Source organism: Pontibacterium sp. (genome assembly GCF_964228735.1).
Taxonomy (GTDB): domain Bacteria; phylum Pseudomonadota; class Gammaproteobacteria; order Pseudomonadales; family Balneatricaceae; genus Pontibacterium.
In genome coordinates, this window is record NZ_CAXRBQ010000146.1 from 16,325 (window position 1) to 38,897 (window position 22,573).

Below are 22,573 nucleotides of genomic sequence, written 5' to 3' on the forward strand. Positions count from 1 at the left end.
TCAGATCACCCCCAGCTCACGCCCGATCCGGCTAAAGGCTTCCACCGCCCGTTCCAGCTGCTCCCGGGTGTGGCCTGCTGACATCTGGGTTCGGATCCGCGCCTGCCCCATCGGTACCACCGGATAGGAGAAACCGATCACGTAGATGTCTTCGGCCAGCAGGCGCTCCGCCATCTCGGCCGCCAGCGCCGCATCGCCAATCATCACCGGGATAATGGCGTGGTCTTTGCCGCCAAGGGTGAATCCGGCCTGGCTCATCGCCTCACGGAAGTAGCGGCTGTTGTCCTGCAGTTTGTCGCGCAGGTCGCTGCCCTGCTCCACCAGATCCAGCGCCTGCAGGGTCGCCTGGACGATTGCCGGCGCCACGGAGTTGGAGAACAGGTAGGGGCGTGAGCGCTGGCGTAGCCAGTCGACGATCTCCTTGCGACCGGAGGTGTAACCGCCGGAGGCGCCACCCAATGCTTTGCCGAAGGTGCCAGTGAGAATATCCACCCGTGCCATCACATCGCAGTACTCATGGCTGCCGCGGCCGTGCGCGCCAACAGCGCCCACCGCATGGGAATCATCCACCATCACCAGGGCATTGTATTTTTCTGCCAGGTCGCAGATCCCCGGCAGGTTGGCGATCACCCCGTCCATGGAAAACACACCGTCGGTGGCGATCAGCCGCACTCGGCAATCCTGCGCCTGCTGCAGGCAGTTTTCCAGCTCCGCCATGTCGTTGTTGGCGTAGCGGAACCGCTTGGCCTTACTCAGGCGTACGCCGTCGATAATGCTGGCATGGTTGAGGGCGTCACTGATCACCGCATCTTCCGGCCCCAGCAACGTCTCGAACAACCCGCCGTTGGCGTCAAAACAGGAGGAATAAAGGATGCTGTCTTCGGTGCCGAGGAATTCACTCAGCCGTGCTTCCAGCTGCTTGTGGATATCCTGGGTGCCGCAGATAAATCGTACCGAGGCCATGCCGAAACCGTGCTCGTCCAAGCCCTGCTTCGCCGCCTTGATCAGGTCCGGATGGTTGGCCAGCCCCAGATAATTGTTGGCACAGAAGTTCACCACCCGGTGGCCGTTCTGCAGGCGGATATCGGTCGCCTGGGGTGACACGATCTGCCGTTCCGTCTTGTACAAGCCGTCATCCTTCAGCTGTTCACACTGTGCTGCCAACCCCTGTAGATATTCATCGCGTGTCATCTTTACCACCATGCTGGGACAATACGTTATCAAATAGGATAAAAATCCAATATACAGGACAAGACAGAATACTCAACAGAGTAATGGATTTATTTCCCTTATATTGGATTGTTTGAATATCACTTACCTAATTACCTAAAGCATAGACCGCTGTTCCCAGGCCACGGCGTTAACGGAAATCCCGTGACTTCACCTTCAGCGCATCCCACTGGAAGCTGATATCCTGCAGCCGCCCCGCCACCACATGGATCACCTCCCCTTCCCGTTCCAGCACACCGGACACCTGCAGAATATTGGCCGCCAGCAGTGCCCGCCGCTGTGCCTTGGCGGTCGCCTGCCACACCACTAGGTTGATCTGGCCGGTTTCATCCTCCAGGGTGACAAAGGTCACACCGCTGGCGGTGCCCGGGCGCTGTCGGTTGGTCACCAACCCGGCCACATGTACCAGTTGGCCGTGGCGACAATCCTCCAGTTGGGCTGCGCTCAAGCAACGTGGCAGGAGGCCCTGCTCCCGCATCATCGCCAGCGGATGACGCCCCAGGCTGAGGCCGGTATTGCGGTAGTCCTCCTCCAGATCGGACTGCTCATCCGGTGCCGCCAGCCGGATCGGCTCGTCCCGCACCTCATGCAGCGGCTCCGGATCCATCTCCAGCCAGGGGGTATCGGCCAGTAACTCCCAGCGGGCCTGATAACGGTGTTCGGAGATGGAGTTCATCGCCCCGGCAGCGGCGAGGGCATCCCAGTCGCCACGGGACAGACGACAACGTTGGCGCGCTTGCGTGACGGATTGGTAGCCTTCTGCCGGACGGGCGGCGATCAGGGCTTCAGCACCCTGTTTTGATAGGCCTTTGATTAGGCGTAAGCCTAGCCTTAATGCATAAATATCTGTTGCAGCAGCCCGCTTTTTATCGGCCGCAGGCGCTGACGGCGACGCTGAACCGAAATTGCCTGTAGCAGCCGGCTCTGACGGCGACAGATCTCGGGAGCTAATGAATATGTCGCCCTCGGAGCGGGCTGCTACATTTGGTTCGAGGGTATGATCCCAACCACTGGCATTGAGGTCGATCGGCAGCACAGTCACCCCATGCCTGCGGGCATCCTGCACCAGCTGTGCGGGGGAATAGAACCCCATCGGCTGGCTGTTGAGCAGGGAACAACAGAACGCTGCCGGATGGTGGCGTTTGAGCCAGGCGGACACATACACCAGCAGTGCAAAACTGGCGGCGTGGGATTCGGGAAAACCGTACTCGCCAAAACCTTCGATCTGGCGGCAGATACGCTGGGCAAACTCAAGGTCGTAGCCCCGCTCCAACATCCCCTCCACCAGCTTCTGCTGGTACTTGCGGATATAACCGGTGCGGCGCCAGGCGGCCATCGCCCGGCGTAACTGATCCGCCTCACCGCCGGTAAAACCGGCCGCCACCATCGCTAGCTTGATCACCTGCTCCTGAAAGATCGGCACCCCCAAGGTGCGCCCCAACACCTCCTTTACCGCCTCGCTGGGATACTCCACCGGCTCCAGTCCATCACGGCGGCGCAGGAAAGGGTGCACCATATCGCCCTGGATCGGGCCGGGGCGCACAATGGCCACTTCGATCACCAGATCGTAGAACTCTTGTGGTCTGAGGCGTGGCAGCATGCTCATCTGGGCACGGGACTCCACCTGGAACACACCGATGCTGTCACCTTTGCTGAGCATGGTGTACACCGCCGGATCTTCGCGCGGAATGTCCTGCACCCGCATCGGCTGGCCCTGTTGTTCGCTGAGCAGATCCAGGGTTTTGCGGATCGCGGTCAACATACCCAGCGACAGCACATCCACTTTCAACAGCCCCAGCGCTTCCAGGTCATCCTTGTTCCACTGGATCACGGTGCGATCCTGCATCGCGGCATTTTCCACCGGCACCAGCTCGGACAGAGGACCGGCCGAGATCACAAAACCACCCACGTGTTGGGAGAGGTGACGGGGGAAATCGAGGATCTGCGCCACCAGCTCCACAAACTGTTGGTAGATTGGCGCCGGGTTATCCCCGCCCATCGCCGCCAGCTGCTGCAGCCAGGGATTACTGTGGTCACGCCGGTCGAGGCGGTTGATCAGCCAGCTCAGGTAACTCTCATCCATGCCCAACGCTTTGCCCACATCGCGGATCGCACTCTTGGTGCGGTAGCTGATCACGGTGGCAGCCAGTCCGGCCCGCTCACGGCCGTAACGTTGGTAGATGTACTGGATCACCTCCTCGCGCCGTTCGTGCTCGAAATCCACGTCGATATCGGGCGGTTCATTACGTTCCTTGGAGATAAAACGCTCGAACAGCAGGTTGACCTGCATCGGGTCCACTTCGGTGATATGCAGGCAGTAACAGACCACCGAGTTGGCCGCCGACCCCCGCCCCTGACAGAGGATCTGGCGCTCACGGGCGAAACGTACGATGTCGTGGATGGTGAGGAAGTAGTGTTCGTACTGCATCTCGGCAATCACTTGCAGCTCGTAGTCGATCTGCTGCTGCACCTTGCCCGGCACACCCTGCGGATAACGCAGCTGTTTGCCCTCATCGACCAGCTCGAGCAACTGTTGTCCGGCGGTTTTATCCACGGGTACCAGCTCCGCCGGATACTCGTAGCGCAACTCACTCAGATCAAAGTGGCAGCGCTCGGCAATCACAACAGTCTCCTGCAATAACTCGTCGGCATAGAGATGTTGCAGTTTGCGGAATGAACGCAAGTGACGTTCGGCGTTGGCGGCCAGGGCAAATCCTGCTCGCTGCACACTGGTACGCAGGCGGATCGCGGTCAGCACATCCTGCAGGCGCTGACGCTCCGGATGGTGCATATGTACGTCATTGCCGCACACCAGCGGTAATCCCAGCATCCGCGCCTGACGTAACTGTTGCTGATAACGGCTATCGTCACCATTCTCCAGCAACCGCTCCAACAACCACCAGCAGCGCTCCGGAAACCAAGCCTTCACACGTTTGGCGCGGTACATCACATCGTGTTCATCGTAGGAAGGCCGGAACAGCAACAGGCAACCACCCACACCGTCGGCCAGGTCATCCCAGTAGAGCTGGTATTTGCCCTTTTCGCAGCGGCGGCGGGTGGTGGTGATCAGTGCACAAAGCGCAGCATAGGCCTGACGATCCGGCGCCAGCAGCACCAGGCAGTGACCATCCAGATGAAATTCCGCCCCCACAATCAGCTTCAGCGACAGCTCGCGGCACGCTTCCCAGGCCCGCACCACGCCCGCCACCGAACACTCATCGGTGATCGCCAGCGCTTGGTAGCCCAGTTCATGGGCACGCTGCACCAGCTCGTCCGGACGGGAGGCACCCCGCAGAAAGCTGAAGTTACTGAGGCAGTGCAGTTCGGCGTATTGCATTGTTCACCTCTCAGCCAAACCAGCCGTGCAGGAACCAGTCACCGCTTGCATCACGGAACAACCAGCCATAACGGCCATCGGCCCAGCGCCCGATATAGTAGTCCCGCCGCACCTGTTGGGCATCCCACCAGCCACTGCTGATCCGCTCAGGACCGGCCAGCAGCTCGATATAGGGTGGCAGCTGCTGCCGGGCGATCTGCTGCGGTTTTTGCAGCAACCAGCCCGGTCTGCCTCGCGGCAGGACTGAGCTGCTTTTCTCTTTTTTGCCCGTTTTGAACTGCCAGCTGAGCTCGGGGCGGTGGTCGGCACAGAGGGCCACCGGCTGCACGGCATGCTCACCCAAGCGCACCCGCAAACGGCTGAGCAGGTCCATCGGGTCTTCCGCCTGCTTCCTGCTCTCAAACAGGTCGTAGCTCTGTTGCTGCTGTCCTTTAAACCGCTCCACCTCCAACTGTAAAGCCAGCACCGGTTTCTGCAGCTGGATCTGCTCCAGGCGTAGTTTGCACAGCTCCAGCCAGGTCTCGGCATCAGCGGCACCGGCGGCGTGGCCGATGGAGTACAGTTCGTGTGCGCCATCGCGTTCCACCAATGCCAGTTCCAATTGCTGTGCCAGCAACTCCGTCCGGCGCAGGTAACCGGCCAGGGACTCCAGCATACGGCGCAGCGGAAACAGCAGCGCCATGCTGTTCTCCACTTCACGGGAAAATTCGTGGAACTGCTGAAACAGGGGTGGCGGTTCAAAGAAGGTCTGCGGATCGGGACGCTGGCCGCTGATCCGGTCCAGGTAGTCGAGCAGCTTGGGGCCGAAACGACTGCTGATCGCTTCCCGCGGTAATGCCTGTAACTGCTCCAGCCGCAGCAAGCCCATCCCCCGCAGCTGGTCCTGTTGTTTAGAGGGCAGTTCCAACTGGTTGATCGGCAACAGCTGCAGCACCTGCAGATGAGCCTCGCGCCCCTCAATACAGAGCGAGCGCCCGCCCCGCGCCAGCAGTCGAGCTGCGAGTGGAGTATGACCGGTAGCGTAGCGGATATGAAAACCCAGCGTGCGCAAGCGGGTCTGCATCTGCTGCCACAGGCTTTTGAGGCCGTCGAAGTAATGCAGCATGGAGGCGATCTCCAGCAGCAATCCTTCCGGCGGACAAAGCACCACCTGCGCACTGAAACTGCCTGCCCAAAGCGCCAGCGATTCCAGCTGTTGCTGCACTCGTTCCGGATTGGGATGAAACAGTTCGATCTCCGGACAGATACTGAATGCCGTAGCGATCGCCATACCCGGTTCCAGCCCCGCCTGCCCCGCTTCGTAACTGCACAACACCAGCTTCTGACCACGATCATCCAGCAACCCGGCAATGCCCGCTTCCAGTTGCTGGGCTTCCAGCGCCAGCAGGGGAAAATGCAGGTAGAGCCAGAGCGGATCGCGCTCAGTGGCGGGGTTAGTGACGGGGTTGCTTGGCATGCTCATCCGATCCACCCACCAGTGTTAACTGTGGTCGACGGTTCTTATCAGACTGCGGTTTGCCGACAGCTGATGGCATCACCGGCACCAACCGCGGCGGTAGGGGCCAGCCACCACGCCGCTTCAGCGTGCTCACGGTGACGCCTTCCGGGTGGGGCTCCAGCAACAGACGGCAAGGCGCGGCGGAGTGCTGCTCACGACAGCGGCTGTGGCGAAACAGGAACCCTCGGCACTCACCCTCGGCCGCGGCCACCTGCAAACGACGGATCGCTTTCTCCTGCCCGGCAGGCAACCAGCCTAATACGGCACTGCAGCAGCCACTTTTCATACTCTGCTCCAGACACCAGAGGCGGTCACGGCGGCTGTTGCTGCGCACCACCTGTACCCTGTCCAGATTCACCCCGGCATCCAGCAACGCCGGGGCATAGGGAATATGGGGCGGATCCACCCAGAGCACCCAGCGCTCCTGTTGCGACAGCTCGGCCAGCAACGGGAGCACCAGGCCCAGCTCGCCGCTGCCCTCCTCCTGATAGAGCAGCTCCACCAGCTGTGACGCCTGCCAACCCTGCCCGGGCAGCAGCGCATCAAGCTGCGGATAACCGCTGCTCAGGCTTTGATGACGGGGTTGATCTGCAGTCTGTCGTCCTCGCCAGACCGCACCTTTATGTAGCAATGAATGCAGAGAACCGGATTTTGTAGCCATAAGACACGCAGAAATACTGTATGGATATACAGCATATTATGACGTAAAAATCCCGCGTGGCAATATGGAGGATTCTTGTAGGGCAGGCTTTAGCCTGCCGGCAGCCTAAAGGCTGCCCTACAGGTATACGAAGAATCGTAATGAAGAGAGGAAAGTTACTGGTTCCCACGTCCTTCCGCGGGAATAGGCAGAATCGAATAAACCGGGGGTATGCGTTCCCACACAGGAGCATGAAAACGAGAAAATTGTAGGGCAGGCTTCAGCCTGCCGGCAGCTTAATCACCTTCGATGACGACGAAGCTGCCCTACAGGGATCGTAGAAAATAGAGACGCAGAGGAAAATTAATCCAACCAAATCACGCTGGCCATACGGCCGGTGACACCATCGCGGCGGTAAGAATAAAACTGGTCAGCATCGCTGTAGGTGCAGTGTTCACCACCGCTGATCTGAGTTACACCCGCGGCGTTCAGGCGCAGACGCGCCAACTGGTAGATATCCGCCAGCCACTTGTCTTCCGCCTCTTTACCCAAAACCGGTTTAAAGGCCTGCTCGGATTCTGCCAGGTGAGCACAGAATTGCTCACGCACTTCGCCTCCCACCTCAAAAGCATCCGGACCGATCGCCGGGCCCAGCCAGCAGATCACCTGGGTGGAATCATCAAAACAGGCCAGCGTAGCTTCCAAGACACCGTCAGCCAGTCCCCGCCAACCGGCGTGAGCTACCGCCACGCAACTGCCCTGCGTGTCAGTAAAAAAGACCGGCAGGCAATCGGCGGTCATCACAATACAAGCCTGACCGGGTTGGTCACTCCAACAGGCATCCGCTTCCGGCACACCACCATCCGCCGAAGCTTTCACCACCCTGATGCCGTGCACCTGCTGCAGCCATTGGGGAGACTGTTTCAGCCCCAATGCACCAACCAGTTGTTGCCGGTTCTGCGCCACTGCCGCCGGATCATCGTTTACGTGATCCCCCAGGTTCAATCCCGCATACGGGGCCTCACTCACACCACCCAATCGGGTTGTGGTCAGGGCATGAACATTCTTTGGGGCATCCCAGTCGGCAATGATCGGCTGCATGGTGGAGGGTCTCCTCGACTACAGGTCGACGTCGCTGTTCACGGCGTCTTCTTTCAGGGCTTCGATCAGCGTCTGCATATCTTCCGGCAGATCCACTTCCCAGGACATCAGCTCACCGGTACGTGGGTGCCACAGTTCCAGCTTCTTGGCGTGCAGCGCCTGGCGCTTAAAGCCACGCAGCAGCTCCTGCACCTCTTCACTGATCCCTTTTGGCAAACGGAAACGACCACCGTACAGCTGGTCGCCAATCAGCGGGTAGTTAATGTAGGACATATGCACACGGATCTGGTGAGTACGTCCGGTTTCCAGCTTCAGGCGGATATGGGTATGGGCACGAAATTTCTCCAGCACCCGGTAGTGGGTCAGCGCTTCCTTACCCAGGCCTACCACCGCCATCTTCTGGCGGTTTTTGGAGTGACGCCCCATCGGTTCATCCACGGTGCCACCACCGGTCATTACCCGGTTGACCACCGCTTCATATTCACGCCCCATGGTGCGTTCCTGCAGCTGGTCCACCAGATCGGTCTGCGCCTGGATAGTCTTTGCCACCACCATCAGGCCGGTGGTATCCATATCCAGACGGTGCACGATACCCGCACGCGGTACCTGGTTGATCTCCGGGCAGTGGTGCAGCAGTGCATTCAAAAGGGTGCCATCAGCGTGACCTGCCGCAGGGTGAACCACCAGCCCCGCGGGCTTGTTGATCACCAGAATATCGTCGTCTTCGTACACGATATTCAGCGGGATATCCTGCGCTGCGTGCTCCTCAATCACCTCCAGCTGTGCGGACAGCTCGACGTTTTCGCCCCCCAGCAGCTTGTCGCGCGGGCGTTTTACTTCGCCGTCGACGGTGATGGAGCCGTCTTTGATCCAGTTTTGCAGACGGGAACGGGAATAATCCGGGAACAATTGCGCGACGGCCTGATCCAAACGCTTTCCAACCAGCTCATCGGAGACCTGTGCGTGCAAGTTAATCTGTTCTGACATCGGAACCTTAATCTGTTGTGCCGCCTATCTATTAGGGAAATCACCTTTAAATGCCTGTCAGGCTTTGGCTTAGATAGGGGTTGTGTTTAAATAGGCTGTTATTCAATCGCAGGCGAAACTGTCGGCTTCAAAAAGCCTGAAAATGCAAAATCGCCGCGTATTTCAATCATATCCGCCCAGTATAACTGGTTACGGCTTAGGACTACATCGAGATTCAACAGGATGCGTATCACCAAGTTTTTTGCAGTCGCAGCCCTCTGTGTTCTGGTTACCGCTTGCTCCTCTAACGATGAGAAGGAACTGACCGACAAACCCGAGCAGGAGATTTATGAAGAGGCTCTGGAAGCGCTTGAGCTGGATAACTACGCGATTGCGATTGAAAAGCTGCAGTTGCTGGAAGCCCGCTACCCGTTTGGCCGTTATTCCGAGCAGGCTCAGCTGGAACTGACCTACGCATACTTCAAGAACCACGAGCCGGAAGCAGCACGTGCTTCTGCCGACCGTTTTATCCGTCTGCACCCTAACCACGACAACATCGACTACGCCTACTACCTGAACGGCCTGACCGCGTTTGAGCAGGACCGTGCCTTCTTCATGAAGTATCTGCCGCTGGACGAGAGCAAACGTGATCCGGGGGCTGCACTGGACGGCTTTGAAAGCTTCCGCACCCTGCTGCGTTTGTACCCGAGCAGCGAATACGCACCGGATGCCCGTAAGCGTATGATCCACCTGAAAAACCGTCTGGCAACCTACGAAGTACACGTTGCCCACTACTACATTCAGCGTGGTGCCTACCTGGCAGCCGCCAACCGTGGCCGTTACGTGATTGAAAACCTGCAGGAAACCCCGGCGGTTCCGGCTGCTCTGGCAACGATGGTTGAAGCCTACACCCTGCTGAATGAGCCGGAACTGGCTAACGATGCGATGGCCGTCCTGAAAGCCAACTACCCGACCTACCAGTACCGTCCGGTAAAACAGCCTGAGAAGACCCTGCTGGATGCCGCCACTTTTGACCTGTTCCGCGGCACACCGGAAGTTGAGCCACCACAGGTAAACACCCTGTCCGACGATCAAGTGGAGAGAGAGCGTTCCTGGCTGAACCGCCTGAGCTTTGGCCTGCTGGATGACGACGGCGAAGAGGAAGCAGAAGCAGAGAAGTAATGCTGCCAAACACACACAAAAAAGCCCGGTATCTACCGGGCTTTTTTATGCCTTAAATCCGTTACAGCGGTTCAACACGGCCATCCAGCTCATACGGCGCCGGATCGATGATCGGCTTGCGTCCCAGCAACTGGTCTGCCAGCAGGCGGGTGGACGCCGGCGCCAGTACCAGTCCGTTACGGAAGTGGCCGGCGTTCAGGTAGAGGTTCTCGTAACCCGGCACTTCGCCGATGTATGGGATACCCTCCGGTGAGCCCGGACGCAAACCGGCCCAATGGTGCTCAATCGGGTAATCTGCCAACTCTGGTACGATGTTGATTGCGGTTGCAAAGAGCGAGTCACGCGCCTCCTGGGAGGTCTCTTTCACAAACCCGGTATGTTCCAGGGTACTGCCAACCAAGACCCGACCGTCGTTACGCGGAATCACATAACGACCGTCCATCAGCACCACACGGTTCACCAGGCCCGGTTTAGCCTTGAAGAGCATCATCTGACCACGCACCGGCGCCACCGGCACATTCAGACCCAGCGGCTTCAGCAGTTCTCCACTCCAGGAACCAGCCGCCAGGATGGTTTTGTCAGCACGCAGTTCACCTTTATTGGTAACAATGCCTTTGACCTGCTCGCCTTCAATGATCAGGCTTTCAAGCGGCTGATGCTCCAGCACGGTGACATTGTCACGCACCATCAAACTCTCGCGCAGAGAACGCCCCAAACGTGGATTACGGATACTGCCCACCTCCGGCATCCACAGCGCTTCGCCAAAGCCTTCTTTCAGGTGTGGCTCTTTCTGATAGAGGAAATCCGCGTCGACCGTGGTCAGCGGACGGTGATGTTTTGCCGCCCAGGCCCGGGCATCATCGGCGTCTTCAACCGACACCATAAACATCCCCTTCTGACGCAGCTCGGGATCAAACCCGGTCTCTTCAATCAGCTCCTGCGCCAGCAGCACGTAACTGCTCTGCGACCAGGTTGCCAACGCTGTTACGGGATCTTTATAGCGCCAAGGGTACAGCGGCGATACGATACCACCTCCCGCCCAGGAGGATTCCTCGGCACAGCCAAGACGGTCCACCAGCGTTACATCTGCACCGGCGATTGCCAGCTCGCGCGCCATCATCATTCCGATTACGCCACCACCGACGATCAGGTAGTCAGACATGCATCCTCCTGTTTTTTGAACAATATCTAAAGCAGACCATCGAGGGTATGACACATGCACGTAGCCCTCAAGGGCCAATTCACGCTTTACTGACCCAGGTTCTGGTCCAACTTCTTAATATCGCTGTTGCTGAAGTCGGTTTGCCGCAGACGACCGGTTTTCTGCAACACCAGTTTCACCCCCGCTTCAATCTCCGCCTGATCGTAGATGTAGAAAGAACCATTGGTCAGTCCCCAGATACTGCCGTCACTGTCATAGACGATGGCATAGCGGTTACCCCAGAACACATCAGCACCCGCCTGCAGATCGATCACCCGGATCAGCTGATCACCATTTTTGGCATCGTAGATCCGGTCTTCATCAACATCGGCAAACAGCAAAGCCTGAGTCCAGACCGCTTTGATCGCACTGTAACCTTCCTTACAGCTTTCACCATCCGCCGTAGTACAAATAGCAACATGAGTGCCCCGCCTGACTGCTTCTGAGCGGGCTAACGATAAAGTGGAGAACAGACGACTACGGGTTTCAGCAATCCGGGAATCGGCGATCAGATTTCCCATGCCGGGAACCGCGACCAGTGCCAGAATGGCAACAATCGAGAGGGTGACCAGCAATTCGATCAGGGTGAAACCCCGGATACTGGCCACAAAGCGCCCTGCCGGGCGGCGGCATACATCCTTGTACATATAATGTTCCTACAGTCCGTTGTAGGTTTCAGGCTATCGGCAGTCCGTAGATAGCCAGTTCAATACGAAAAAGCTAAGCAATGTAAGCGCATGGTATCTTCCTGATATCTCATGGCTTACATTAAAATTTCAGCCTAATCCCAGCAATCTGCAACAGCATTTCCATCATCGTCTGCGGCAGACTTAACCCCGATATTAGTTATCGACAACGTGCCACAATCATCACCATCCTGAGCTCCAATAGGGCTCCCCTGAATGGTATAAGTAGAAGCCGTGGAAGCAGATACAGCGACGGTATAAAACTCAGTGCTATATGCAGTTACATCGCGATTACCATCATCACTCGCCAGATAAGTACCATCCACCGTATATTGCCGCTCCATCCACTGAGCCGCTTCCAGCATCGCTCCCTGCCCATCGGCACGACGGGCATCACGCACATAGTCCGTATAGGATGGATAAGCGATTGCCGCGATAATGCCGAGAATCGCTACCGTAATCATCAGTTCGATCAGCGTAAAGCCTTTTGCTTTCACGACACTTGCCTTCAACATAGTCACCTTCTTTAACTCCAAACCGGATTACTTCACTTGAATCCAGGACTGGCGTCCCAGGTTATATTCTGTTTGCTCACGGGTGATCAACTGCCCATCAGACGACATCGCCTGCAGCCTTGAACTGGTGCCATTGCTGGCGGTATTTCCAGTTTTCACCAGACCATCAGCTCTGAAACCGGATACGCTGGCCTGCACCTCTTCACCCGCCGATGTGATCATCTGCAAATCAAGATAGTCTACTTTTCCGTCTCCGTTCACATCAAAGGAGGCATCTTCAGTTCGAGCGCCGGTTTGTGAATCGAGCTGCATGTACCAACTACTCCCCCCTGTACGGCTACAGGTCGCACTGTCTACCGTGAAGGTGAAGAAACGTACGGAACCTTCTCGCACAATTGGATCGGAGATGACACGCTCCCCTTCGTAGCTGCTTGAGTTGAAGTCGATATACCAGCCTTCTTTGTCGGAGTAATTCACATTGTTCTGCGAAGTGATACGGTGGTCCCCGGTTTCACTCAGCGAAAACTCCAGTTCGATTGTCTGCTCCTGCAGTGATGAGCGATCCAGCAAATGGACATAGTTGTCACCGTTATCCCGAATACCGTAGAAGGACTGCTGATCGGTGCTGGTCACATCCTCGGAATCCATATAGCTGCCGGTACCAAAGAGCACAATATAACCATTACCCCCGTCATATTTCACCACTTCCGGTCGGGATGTAATCGGCTGCAGATCAGCGCAATCTGCCGTCTGACAGGCACGGAACAATGGTTTCAATATGTTACTGCTATCTTTGTACGCAACCTTCCAGTCATTAGCGACTTCGGAACTCAGGTCAAACGCCCACATATTGCCGTATAGGTCACCGGCATAGACACGGTCTATTTTGTTGTCACCGTCGCTATCGATCGGTAGCGCAGCCGACAAACCGTTCGGATCATCTTCAGTGCCGTCGTACTCGGTATCGATAAAGATCGCGTCTTCTGGATCTTCCAGCGGGATGATGTAGAGGCCTGCCTTGTAGTTGGCACTGTCATAACCGTTGGCAACAATCACCGCCCAACGATCATCCTGCAGCTTGACGATCGACGCACGACCGGTCTGCTCGCCCATCTCTGACAGATCGGTCTCATCCAGGTCCCACAACACATCTTCTGCAGAAAAGTTACCCGGATCAGAGACATCCAGAGCAAATACACCGGCACCACCATAGCCCAGTGTGGCGACCAGCACGGAGCCCCATCGGGAGCCGTCATCGTCATAATTCAGATAGGCATCGGCAACCACCGCCTGCCCATCAACGTAGTAGGAGTGGGAATAGTTCGGGCTGGTCAGTTTACTCAGCTTGTCGTAAACCCCTTTCGGCACATATGCGAACGCTTCTTCGCCGGCGCACTGGGTCTGATCGTTTTCGCACTGTTCAGCATCGGCATCGGTCGCATAGAAGCCGTGCAGCATACCGTCGTTCGCCCCCACATAGATCATTGGCTGGCGTCTGGTTTTACTGTTTTTCAAATACAGGTAGTAGCTCGTGCTCTCGTCGGCTTCAGAGCCCTCCAGATTGTAATAACGGTGGTTTTCATCTGCTGTATAGAACACATCGGAGTTGACGATATCGCCCAGCAAGCTGTCGCGGGAACGGAACAACGTCTGCTCATTACTCTGATCGCCACGCAGATACGCTACACGTTCCTTGCCGCGGTCATCTTCAGCACCATCCAGGGTATTCAACGCTGATTTCTGCTTACCGGAAAAGCCACCACTGCCTGTCCAGGCCGACGTATTAAATTCAAAGCCTGAGGAACCGTTGTAGCTGAAGATATTGCGCAACTCATGAGATGGAATCAGGTCGGCCGCATCCCATGCTGATTCACTAACGTCCAGGGTGGTCTCATCAATTGGAAACGCCATCAGATGTCCCTCCCAACTCACCGGCTCATAGGTAGAGACATACAACGTACTGTCGGTGGATGCTCGCACGGAGTTTACTGCCAGCATATTCACACCCAGTGCGCTGGCGTTCTCCTCTGCGGACTCGTCCACGTTGAAGAGGATACTTTTCAGAGCTGCCAACAGGTCATCGCCATCGTCCGGGTCATGGAACTCACCACGGCCGTTCCAGGCCGCATGGCGCATATCGTCGATCGTTTCTGCATGGTTGTTTACGCGCTGCGGCCATGAAAAAGGCTCGGCTTCTGACGAAGGCCCAGCGTCCAAAGTACCTTTTACCCCCAGTGCCACCATGTGAGTCGACATACGCTGCACGACATCCGGATGATCAATATCAGGATAGAGGTCGCGTTCGTAAAAGAACATCGCGACATCGGCCAGGGTGTCGAAGTAATCATCCGCGTATGAGTCTTTCGGTGACGTGCCATCCACCCATTCACCGTCGAAATCAGAAGAGTTGTCGCCATCGACGTTGTCATGATAGACCCGGCGGGAATAGCGGCTGCTATCAGAGCCGTTTTCGAAACGCGAGCTAATCACAATGGTCGCGTTGGCCTGACAGACCCCGCTGGTGTCTCGGATGATAATCGGGGACTCCGGCTCAGCCTCGCTGGCGTCGTAGCCAAACAACTCTCGGACACCGGAGCTGTCGCCGGAATCGTATTCCTCCTCACGCTCGAAGTAGTTGCCCGCCGCTTCATACATACGACGCACCTGCGAAGTATCCTTGCCTACAGCATTGGCATCCAGCGCAAACACCCGGGTCAGCAGCTCCTCCTTGTTGGCCACTGCATCGGCGTCAATAGGGAAGGAAATGTCATCCACATCCTTAACCTCCATCCCCCGTGTGGCAATATTGTGAAAGGGCTTGGCGCTGGTGAACCCAATACCCACACGTGCGCGGGACTGCTGGATCACTTCGGCCAATGCATACTTCAGTACATACTCACGCTTACGGTGGTAGGCATACCAGTTGGCGAAGTTGGTCTGCTCATCCGCAGACATATCGGAAACTTTGACACACTCGCTGCTGGAATAACTTTCTCCGTTCCGGTGGTCGACACAATCAAGGGAGATATAAGGACGGGACTCAACACGATCAAAGGCAGGACACTCGCCATCGTCGTATTCGCCGTTACCGTTATCGTCGTTCCACACTAGGTAAAACGCCTGAGACAGGTCGGTTTCGTTGGTCTGGTTACGCGCGATCTCATCGGCATCGGCGATGTTTACGCTTTTTGGCAGGTAAGGATCAAAAGGGACCGAGGTAATATCGGTCTGGTCTGCAAAATCGTTGCCTTCAGAGTCTTTGCCCCACCAGGGTTCATAGGTCTTGGACGGATCGTAAGCAAGCTTGTTGTACTTCGTACAATGCGGACGGATCTTCGCTTCTGTTTCTACACGCTCGTACTTGAAATAGAACTTATAGTCGTCGATGTTGAGGCGCTCTTCCTCCTCACGGTCCATCAACTTTTCATAGTCGAGGTTAAGTGCGTCATCGACCAGAAACAGGATATTTGACTGGGGTATTTCACCGAGGACCAGGTTTGGCTCCGCAGCGACGGGCAACGTTGCCGTCACCCCCAGCAGGACACCGGCCATGCAGCCAGCCGTTTGCCTGAAATTCAGATTACATCGCTTTGGCTTGGTTATGTCAGTGTTCGCAGCTTGCATATCCTTTACCTTTCCCTGCGCGGCTTAACGCTTAACCTTATAGACGGTTTGCAGACGTACTTCGGTGGTTTCCGTCAGGCCTTTGGCCATAACGGTAATTCGATAGTAAACATGACTTTCCAGGTTATCCCCTGATCCCTTCGACAGCGAGTCCGTCAAATCAGATTCATACAGCCGCTCAATGATGTATTCCGGAGTGTTAGCCAACTGAGCAAAAGCATCATCACTCTTAGAGAACGTGATGACACAGTCATCACCCCACTCTTTCTGCCAAAGCGGTTTGTTATCGTTACTGTCCTCAGAGCCACTTGCATCCTTGCTCTCAGACTCTTCTTCGTCACCTTCCGAGTCATCGCTCTTATCATTGCAGCTATCATTTCCACCCGCATCGTAGAACCCACCGGTACCATCCTGGTCGGCAAAGTTCACGAGACTTACACTGTTGCTATCCGCATCCAAAAACTCTTCCGCCTGCGCCAGGGCGGCCTCTGCTGCCTCAAACGCCGCCTGTCGATCACGCATATTCAGAACCATGCGCTCTTCCAGACCGGTCACCTCGATACCCGCCATCCCAATCAATGTCATCACCAGCAACAGCACCATGGCGATGATCAACACCGAACCTTTCTGCGCTGCTCTACTCATTTTCAATCAACCGGTTTCTGAGAGTGACTGTGGAGGTAAATACTTTGCGCAACTTATTGTCGGTGGGCGTGTAATCCTCAAAAGGGGTACCGGCAAATTCGTTAGCAGGTCGAGCATCTACCAAATTGTCTTCGATACTCACCAGCAACAAACTAACCCGCACAGCCACTACCTGACTATCCGATGCACCCGCACTACAGTTAGCCACATTGGTGGTAAAACAGTTAGCGCTGCCATCGCCATCAGTATCCACACCCAGCAGGAGTTGCATATTTTCGACTCCTTCGACCATCTCATCGGAGTCACGGTATAAGGCAGGTTGGCCAAAGCTGTTTTGTTTGATCTCGTAGGTATAGTTACCAAAACTCTGAACGGTTGCGTTGGTCCAGCTGGTGTAGGGATCTGATGTTGCACTGCCGGTACACTCAGACTGAGCTCCCAAGGTGCCAACGCAGTTACCCGGCCACAGATCATCACTCTGCTTATGCTCGATCAGTGTGCCATCATCATTATCATTGTTGGTCATCTGGAAGATCGCTTTGTACTTACAGTCCGCAACCACCAGGATATTGCCCTGCTGAAAACCATGCGCAGTCGTACAACGCAGATAGTCATCTCCGATATCATCTTCGTTAACAACACATCCAGCACTCGCCTGGGTATAGCGAATTTTAAGCTCATCAGACGTGGGAAAATCGTTGTCATCAACAATCAGAGGCGTAAACCAATCATCCCCACTGCTATCCGTCGTGCTGCTCAGGATTGAGGTGACCTCATCATCACTGTAGAAGTCATGAATCTTACAGCCAAAATATCCCGCCTGGCTTAGGTCCCGGCGCAAGAACTGCATCGCAAAACGGGCATTTTCCTGCAGCTTGGCCAGTTCGGTCTGCATGCTGTAGGTCACCCGGCTGCCAACAAACATCTGCACCACAGCAGCCATCAGCAACAAGCCGATCACCAGCGCAACCATCAGCTCAATCAGGGAGAGACCCTGTTGTTTGTGAAAGCGTCTCGGCATCTTCATAGATCCATCGTCAGGGTAATAACCTGAAGGTCCTTCCCTTCTGCTGCTGACTCAGTGGCGTTATCGTAACGCTCGTCGTTCCACCAGACGTAGATCGTTACCGGATCGGCGGCTGTTGTACTTTGGGTACATAGAGCACTCAAGTCATTGGTTGTATCCACCTGAAAACCGGCACGGTTTTCCGCCTCACGGGTGACACAGCCCCCACCACCAACCACGTTCTCCTGCAGGTAGAATTTCCAATTGTTCAGATCATAAGTAGCCATCTGCGCAGCAGTGCACACTGAGTCTTCGCAGCTCGTATCGGGATCATCACCGTTGTATGCGTCGGATGTACCAAAATAGTTGCCTGCACTGAGGCCCGCTTCATTGGCCCGCATCCGATCGGCAATGCCGTGGGCGGCAGTAAGCACCTGGCTACGGGCATAAGCATTCTGGTTCTGCTTCAAGGCGGAGACCTGCAAGGCAGCCATGCCAAGCAAGCCCAGCGAGATCACCAGCAGGGCCACCAGCACTTCGATCAGGGTATAACCCGCTGACTTAGCCACAGGCCGGCGCGCCATCCCAAGAACGGATCCGTCCCGCGGCGTTAATTTGCACATATCGAACATCCGTATCATCGTCATCATCAGTGGCCACAAAGCAAACATTGCTTGCGGTCGCGAGTTCACCATCCTGGGTAAACACCACCGCACTCTGCGTTACCGTCAGCGATACGCTGGCATCCGGGCCAGATTCCTGTCGAACCTCGTTACCCGATTCGTCGCTAGACACCCACTGGGTCACCTCATCGTCAGACAGGGTAAACGTCACCGTGACCGACTCACCCCGACGAATCGCTTCCGAGCGTGCTTGTGACAAACTTCCCACCAAGCGGTTCTGCACAGTATCCATCCGGCCACCCTGCACAAACGGCCCGAAGTTGGGTACAGCAACCATCGCCAAAATAGCCAGGATTGCCACCGTGATCATTAATTCAACCAGCGTAAAGCCGCCATGCTTTAGCATCTTAAAATCCGCTTTCACTTCCATAATCAGGAGACAACTTCACTCAGCCTGAATAACAGGCGGATACCTAAAACAACCGTGCGTATTTTACCGGTGCTTCGTTATAAATATCTGACGCTAATCCTAAACCGGAAATTTACCCAAATAATCGCTCCAGAAAACCCGGGCATCTAATAAAAAACTGATCAATTTTAATACGATTTTACGCGCAGTTAACAGCGCTGAAGCACCTTCCCGACGCGACAAGATGACACAGGTCTATGGAGAGAAAACTACTGACAAAAAACTGCACATCCGTGTCTGTTTATACAAAGACAAAAAGCAGTCACGTAAATCCCGATCGCATCCTGCGCAGAATTAAACGTGATTCGAACAAGGTTTGGATACTGCTAAAAATCATAGCAGGCTCTGGTTAGCATAAATAAATGCCAGACATCGTCTGGCATTTACACTTAATGCAGTTGTAACCAGGACTGCCTACCCAGCTTATCACCACTGGATTCACGTACAGTTTCCACCGCACCGCTAGAACCGGAGAAATACTTCAGTTCCTGAGTACCGGTGGAGATAACCGCCGGTGTTTTCACGATACCCACTGTGGATTTACGCCCAGACACCGGCACGGTGATCTCCACGGATTCGGCACCATCACTGATCACAACAGAGACAAAGTCTGAGGCGTTGATTGCCGTATCGTTGTTTACGTCGAATGGAGAGACCGTCAAGCGGGAACCGTTTTCCGCATCCAGCTCCATCAACCAGCCGGTACCACCAAAGTCACACGGCTCTGTTTTAGGCGCCAGGGTTGGGAAAATAACACGCCCACCCCGCACAATCGGATTGGAGACGACCCGCTCTCCGGGATAATCACTGGAATCAAAATCCAGGTACCAACCATCTTTTGCCGTGTAATCCACCGCGTAATCGGTGGTGACACGGTAATCAGTATCACTGGCCGATACATAAAACTCGGCCAGGATATCCTGTGCCTGCAGATCACTGCGGTTTGTCACCGTGCTGCCGTTGTCCCGGATACCGTAGAAGGTCTGCATCTGGGTGGAGGTCGGATCGTCGGTAGTGATGTAACTACCGGTACCAAAGAGCACTATGACACCACCCTCCGAACTGTCCACCACCTCCGGTCTGGACGTGATCGCCTGAGGACTGCTGCAATCATCCGTGGTACAGGCTTGATACAACGGCTTAGGCGTACTGCCTTGTTTAAACGCCACGCCCCAGCTATTCCGATTGCTGCTGCTCAGATCAAACTTCCACAGGTTGCCGTAAAGATCACCGGCATACACCGTATCGGCAATCTTGTCATTATCGGTATCCACCGGGATCGGCGAGGAGAGCCCGTTAGGGGAGGACACAGAACCGTCCGCCCCGGTATCGATGAATTCCACATCGGTTGGGTCTTCCATGTTCACAATGTAAAGACCGGCCTTGTAGTTGGCACTTTCGTAACCGTTGCCAAAGATTGCCGCCCAGGTACCGTCCGGCAGTTGCACCACAGAGGAGTTACCGAAGGTGTAGCCCAGCTCTGGGAGGTCGCTGTCATCCAGATCCCACAACACATCTTTCGTATCGAAGTTAAACGGATCCGAGATATCCAGCGCATACACCCCCTTGCCACCGGCTGCCAGCATGCCTACCAGCACCGTGCCCCAGCGGGTGGTATCTGATACGCCGTCATCGTTGTAATCCATGTAGGCATCGGCCACACGGATGGAGCCATCGACATAGTAGGTGTGGTCATATGCGGTATCGGTGAGGTTACTCAGTTTGGAGTACAACGCTTTGGGGATATAGGCGAACACCTCCTCCCCTTCACAAGCGGTGATGTCCGGATCACAAGGGGCATCGGTGGTGCCGATGGTACCTTCCGCCCGCATAGCATGCAGCATGCCATCATTCGCGCCTACATATAGCATCGGCTCGCGAGCTGCCTTGTTGGTCGCTACAGTACTATCGGTGAGATACACGTAATAACTGTCGGTGGCCACACCACCCACGCTGACGGTAGGCGCTACACCGTAGTATTCGAAGGACTCATCGGACGCAAAGACCGGGTCGGAGTGAACGATATCACCCAGCCGCCCTGCCCGGGTACGAAAATCGGTGCCCTCATAGGTGGTATCACCGCGCAGGTAATCCACTCGATCCCGCCCCCGGTTATCCGTCGTACCATTCAGCGCGTTCAGGGCACTCATCTGTGCGGTGCTGAACAGGCCATCATCCCAGGAGGTTGTATTGAATGCGAAGCCAGAGTTGCTGTGGCTGGTATAGATATTTCGCGAGCTGGTCGATGGGATCAGGTCCGCCGCATCCCACTGCAGGGTACTAACGTCACCGGTTACCGAGTTCAAGGCATAAGCACGGAACTGGCCGCTCCACTCACCGCTGTTAAAACGAGCTTGATAGATCTTCGAGTTTGCATCCAGACGGGTGGAGTTGGTCGCAACCGTCGCCGCACTGGAGGTGCGGGATTCAATACTGGCGATCGCGGCACTGAACGCATTGATCAACGTTTGCGGGTCATTTGCGCTCAGGAACTCACCACGGCCGTTCCACGCCGCGTGGCGCATATCATCGATGGTGGTGCTCGTGTTACTGTCCGCCGTTGGCCAGTCAAAGCTGGTTGCATCTGCATCCGGGTTGGCACTTAATGTACCGTTCACACCAAAAGCAACGGTATAGGTCACCAGGTGCTGCTGGGTGTTACTGTCATCCGGTGTCCCCGGCACCTTGTTATCCAACGAGCTCAGATCAGTTTCGTAGTAATGCATCGCCACGTCCGCGAGGGTGTTGGATACACCATCATGCTGATCGCGATAAACCCCACCATCATACTCTGAATCAAGCTGGTCACCGTCGGACGTCGATCCACTGTCAGCGTTGCCTACGCTGGGATCACTACCGTTCCAGTACCCATCAGACATCACTACGGCAAAGTTTTGCTGACAGGCACCACCTGAACTGGCATCCAGGATCGGCGTCGTTTGGGTGGAACCAAACAGCGAAGTGGAGGTAGTACCCTTAAAATACTCGCCCACCTGGGCAAGCTTGGAGCGCAGCGGGGTACCGTGGTCGGAGACGATACTGGAAATCTGCGTCATCAAGTCCACACGATTGGTCCCTGTGGTTACATCGTCCACGGGATAACCCACACTATTGTTTCGGTGTAATGTGGCTAACCCCAGACGCTGAGAGGAGCTGTTGACGATGCTGAGCAACGCCGCTTTGATTACGTACTCACGCTTGCGGTAGTAGGTGTACCAGTTGGCAAAATTGGTTTTCTGGGCATCGGTCATTACTGTATTGACCCCATACCCCCCAACAGTAGCCACAAACTGGTTGGCATAGTCATAGCCACTGCGTCCTGGATCAGGGCACTCGTCGATCTCGAAAACACCATCACCATCATCGGTCCAGGTCATATACCCCGGCGGGTCACCGAACCCTTCGTCATCAGTCAGATCCTTGGTGTATCCGTCAGCATCGTAGGGATCCATCAAAGCCGCCGTAATCGACTGATCTGCATAAGCATTGCCGTTTTCATCAACGCCTTCCCACGGCGTGTAGGTTTTGCTGGGGTCGTAATAGAGCACGTTGTACCCGGCGCAAGACTCCAGCATCTCGTCGCGGTCCTCACGGGTAGGTGTAATATCCAGATAACCTGTGGATTGGTAACCATCGTAGGTAGAGATAGCGTCGGCGCCGGTGGAGCGAAGTATCTCCCAATCCATACTGCCGGAGTCGTCCACCAGGAAGAAGATGTTAGGTTTGACGGATGTGGTCAGATACAGAGGTGTTTGTGACAGCTCCGCCGACGCCGTTGCCGGCACAATGAGCGCAAACGGTAGTGCAAAATGCGCCAATTGAGTCCTGCTTATCCTGAACATGATCCCAC

General features: G+C 55.7%; 16 protein-coding genes. 1 reads left to right on the forward strand and 15 read right to left on the reverse strand.

The window, feature by feature from the left end:
* The 6 genes from ACEQ15_RS16290 to rluD form a co-directional block, all read right to left on the reverse strand.
* Nucleotides 1-1,191, reverse strand: coding sequence for a glycine C-acetyltransferase (locus ACEQ15_RS16290; protein ID WP_370280298.1), 1,191 nt, complete (start codon nt 1,189-1,191; stop codon nt 1-3).
* Between the two features lie 169 nt (nt 1,192-1,360).
* Nucleotides 1,361-4,567 (reverse strand): error-prone DNA polymerase, encoded by a 3,207-nt coding sequence (locus ACEQ15_RS16295; protein WP_370280299.1) that lies wholly within the window; start codon nt 4,565-4,567, stop codon nt 1,361-1,363.
* A gap of 10 nt (nt 4,568-4,577) precedes the next feature.
* On the reverse strand, nt 4,578-6,029 hold the full coding sequence (locus ACEQ15_RS16300; protein ID WP_370280300.1) for a DNA polymerase Y family protein: 1,452 nt from the start codon (nt 6,027-6,029) through the stop codon (nt 4,578-4,580).
* Entirely contained in the window at nt 6,001-6,726 is a 726-nt protein-coding gene (gene imuA, locus ACEQ15_RS16305) for a translesion DNA synthesis-associated protein ImuA (RefSeq protein WP_370280301.1), read from the reverse strand. The genes ACEQ15_RS16300 and imuA overlap by 29 nt, the downstream gene beginning before the upstream one ends.
* 342 nt (nt 6,727-7,068) lie before the next feature.
* Nucleotides 7,069-7,806, reverse strand: coding sequence for a peptidoglycan editing factor PgeF (gene pgeF, locus ACEQ15_RS16310; RefSeq protein WP_370280302.1), 738 nt, complete (start codon nt 7,804-7,806; stop codon nt 7,069-7,071).
* Nucleotides 7,807-7,824: 18 nt separating this feature from the next.
* Nucleotides 7,825-8,793, reverse strand: a complete 969-nt coding sequence (gene rluD, locus ACEQ15_RS16315; RefSeq protein ID WP_370280303.1) for a 23S rRNA pseudouridine(1911/1915/1917) synthase RluD — start codon at nt 8,791-8,793, stop codon at nt 7,825-7,827.
* A gap of 222 nt (nt 8,794-9,015) precedes the next feature.
* Here rluD and ACEQ15_RS16320 point away from each other — a divergent pair, with 222 nt between their 5' ends.
* Entirely contained in the window at nt 9,016-9,954 is a 939-nt protein-coding gene (locus ACEQ15_RS16320; protein ID WP_370280304.1) for an outer membrane protein assembly factor BamD, read from the forward strand.
* A gap of 61 nt (nt 9,955-10,015) precedes the next feature.
* Here the strand turns inward: ACEQ15_RS16320 and thiO are convergent, their stop codons facing one another.
* The 9 genes from thiO to ACEQ15_RS16365 all read right to left on the reverse strand — a co-directional run bounded on the left by thiO (nt 10,016) and on the right by ACEQ15_RS16365 (nt 22,565).
* Complete coding sequence (gene thiO / locus ACEQ15_RS16325; protein ID WP_370280305.1) at nt 10,016-11,116, reverse strand: glycine oxidase ThiO; 1,101 nt, start codon at nt 11,114-11,116, stop codon at nt 10,016-10,018.
* 86 nt (nt 11,117-11,202) lie between these two features.
* Entirely contained in the window at nt 11,203-11,802 is a 600-nt protein-coding gene (locus ACEQ15_RS16330; protein WP_370280306.1) for a GspH/FimT family pseudopilin, read from the reverse strand.
* Between the two features lie 134 nt (nt 11,803-11,936).
* Complete coding sequence (locus ACEQ15_RS16335) at nt 11,937-12,356, reverse strand: type IV pilin protein (protein WP_370280307.1); 420 nt, start codon at nt 12,354-12,356, stop codon at nt 11,937-11,939.
* Nucleotides 12,357-12,383: 27 nt separating this feature from the next.
* Nucleotides 12,384-15,908, reverse strand: a complete 3,525-nt coding sequence (locus tag ACEQ15_RS16340; protein ID WP_370280308.1) for a pilus assembly protein — start codon at nt 15,906-15,908, stop codon at nt 12,384-12,386.
* A gap of 96 nt (nt 15,909-16,004) precedes the next feature.
* The gene (locus ACEQ15_RS16345; RefSeq protein WP_370280309.1) at nt 16,005-16,625 is read right to left on the reverse strand and encodes a PilX N-terminal domain-containing pilus assembly protein; all 621 of its coding nucleotides are present in this window, start codon (nt 16,623-16,625) and stop codon (nt 16,005-16,007) included.
* Complete coding sequence (locus ACEQ15_RS16350; protein ID WP_370280310.1) at nt 16,618-17,646, reverse strand: PilW family protein; 1,029 nt, start codon at nt 17,644-17,646, stop codon at nt 16,618-16,620. The genes ACEQ15_RS16345 and ACEQ15_RS16350 overlap by 8 nt, the downstream gene beginning before the upstream one ends.
* Nucleotides 17,647-17,648: 2 nt before the next feature.
* Nucleotides 17,649-18,215 carry a type IV pilus modification protein PilV gene (gene pilV / locus ACEQ15_RS16355; protein ID WP_370280311.1) on the reverse strand — a complete coding sequence of 189 codons (567 nt, stop codon included), beginning with the start codon at nt 18,213-18,215 and terminating at the stop codon, nt 17,649-17,651.
* A complete protein-coding gene (locus tag ACEQ15_RS16360) occupies nt 18,193-18,660 on the reverse strand; it encodes a GspH/FimT family pseudopilin (protein WP_370280312.1) in 468 nt (155 codons plus the stop codon). Before ACEQ15_RS16360 ends, pilV begins: the two co-directional genes overlap by 23 nt.
* Nucleotides 18,661-19,112: 452 nt before the next feature.
* Complete coding sequence (locus tag ACEQ15_RS16365; protein ID WP_370280313.1) at nt 19,113-22,565, reverse strand: pilus assembly protein; 3,453 nt, start codon at nt 22,563-22,565, stop codon at nt 19,113-19,115.
* Nucleotides 22,566-22,573: the final 8 nt, after the last annotated feature.

Coding starts and splice junctions, on each gene's coding strand:
- ACEQ15_RS16320 (WP_370280304.1), top strand. CDS start 9,016: ATGCGTATCACCAAGTTTTTTGCAGTCGCAGCCCTCTGTGTTCTGGTT.
- ACEQ15_RS16295 (WP_370280299.1), bottom strand. CDS start 4,567: ATGCAATACGCCGAACTGCACTGCCTCAGTAACTTCAGCTTTCTGCGG.
- ACEQ15_RS16365 (WP_370280313.1), bottom strand. CDS start 22,565: ATGTTCAGGATAAGCAGGACTCAATTGGCGCATTTTGCACTACCGTTT.
- ACEQ15_RS16335 (WP_370280307.1), bottom strand. CDS start 12,356: ATGTTGAAGGCAAGTGTCGTGAAAGCAAAAGGCTTTACGCTGATCGAA.
- ACEQ15_RS16345 (WP_370280309.1), bottom strand. CDS start 16,625: ATGAGTAGAGCAGCGCAGAAAGGTTCGGTGTTGATCATCGCCATGGTG.
- pgeF (WP_370280302.1), bottom strand. CDS start 7,806: ATGCAGCCGATCATTGCCGACTGGGATGCCCCAAAGAATGTTCATGCC.
- ACEQ15_RS16300 (WP_370280300.1), bottom strand. CDS start 6,029: ATGAGCATGCCAAGCAACCCCGTCACTAACCCCGCCACTGAGCGCGAT.
- ACEQ15_RS16350 (WP_370280310.1), bottom strand. CDS start 17,646: ATGCCGAGACGCTTTCACAAACAACAGGGTCTCTCCCTGATTGAGCTG.
- thiO (WP_370280305.1), bottom strand. CDS start 11,116: ATGTCTGACTACCTGATCGTCGGTGGTGGCGTAATCGGAATGATGATG.
- ACEQ15_RS16340 (WP_370280308.1), bottom strand. CDS start 15,908: ATGGCCGGTGTCCTGCTGGGGGTGACGGCAACGTTGCCCGTCGCTGCG.
- ACEQ15_RS16360 (WP_370280312.1), bottom strand. CDS start 18,660: ATGCTAAAGCATGGCGGCTTTACGCTGGTTGAATTAATGATCACGGTG.
- pilV (WP_370280311.1), bottom strand. CDS start 18,215: ATGGCGCGCCGGCCTGTGGCTAAGTCAGCGGGTTATACCCTGATCGAA.
- rluD (WP_370280303.1), bottom strand. CDS start 8,793: ATGTCAGAACAGATTAACTTGCACGCACAGGTCTCCGATGAGCTGGTT.
- imuA (WP_370280301.1), bottom strand. CDS start 6,726: ATGGCTACAAAATCCGGTTCTCTGCATTCATTGCTACATAAAGGTGCG.
- ACEQ15_RS16290 (WP_370280298.1), bottom strand. CDS start 1,191: ATGACACGCGATGAATATCTACAGGGGTTGGCAGCACAGTGTGAACAG.
- ACEQ15_RS16330 (WP_370280306.1), bottom strand. CDS start 11,802: ATGTACAAGGATGTATGCCGCCGCCCGGCAGGGCGCTTTGTGGCCAGT.